General features: G+C 66.7%; 1 protein-coding gene. It reads left to right on the forward strand.

Annotated elements, in window-relative coordinates; all coding sequences use genetic code 11:
- Window positions 1-799: 799 nt before the first annotated feature.
- On the forward strand, window positions 800-1,127 hold a 328-nt coding region (locus EVC45_RS44805; protein WP_129964381.1), incomplete at its 3' end, for a hypothetical protein.

The raw sequence follows: 1,127 nt of genomic DNA on the forward strand, positions 1-1,127 counted from the left end.
GCTCCCCCCTCGCCAGCTCCGAAAGCCATTCCCGGTGGGGCTCGCAGACAAATTCGGCCCCTTCGGAAAACCCGCAACCAGTTGCACACGACCTGCCTGGCGTAGCATCATCGGCGGCTTGCACCGCACCGTGATCGCGCTCGACCGCCCCATCATGAACTTCGCATGTCGAAACATATTTTCGCCTCCCGGGCGCGCCGTGCCCGATAGGGGATTGATGCTCCTGCTTTGGACGCCTGCCCTGTGCACGGTGAGCGTCGAAACTGGCAACCAGTTGTAGGAGTTGAGTGTGTCGAAAGCGACGGTCGTCAGCCGTGCTGCGTTGCCGCGCGACGTCGGATCGGTTGCGGCGCGAATCACCACAATCCCAGTCACGCGCGGTGAAGGACTCGATCGCCCGTGGCCGACGTGGCGACCCCGTCAGTAACACCGCTGGAGAAGGTGCGTAACTATGAGAATTGGCCGCCCGGAGAGCCGCGCCCCTGTTGACGATGAGGGGATTGACGAACCTGCACCCGGACGGTCTCCCGCTTCGGGGCCGGAAGCAGCCGCCCGGCGCTCAGACCCCCCCCTTGGCATGTTGCCGCGGCGGGAAGGACTGGCCGCGCGTCGCCAGGCGCGCAGGATGCAGCCTTATCGTGAACCTCGACGGCAAAGTGCCTTGCCTTCACGGTCCCGGGCGGACGAGGATACGGCCGGGCATCCGTTGCGCGCTTTGCCCCGCGCAAGCGCGGTGTCAGACAGGTCCACGGGCGATGCGCCCGGCCACCCGCTGCGGTCGGCCGTTACTGCACGCGGGATGCAGAAGCATCGGATCGAGGTGGCGGGGCCATCGCGCAGACCTGCGGCCCGCGATCCGGTTGAAGCGCTGGATGAAAGGCCCCGCGCGCAGGCACGCATCGGGCCACGTGAGCCGCAGCGGCGCAGCCGGAATCTGGCGAGCGTCCTGACGAATCGTCAACACCGGTTCGCCCGGCAGCTCCAGGAGCAACGGGATGAGCAGCAGCGGGAGCTTTCCGGCCGCGCATGGGATTGGGACTTTCCGCAACGGGGTATCCGGATGGCCAGGGAGAATTACCTGGCACAGCGTGACGGCTACGGACAGGCGCTGGTCTTTCTGCACCCGG

Origin of the sequence: Paraburkholderia sp. UYCP14C (assembly GCF_004197395.1) — a bacterium.
Classification (GTDB): domain Bacteria; phylum Pseudomonadota; class Gammaproteobacteria; order Burkholderiales; family Burkholderiaceae; genus Paraburkholderia.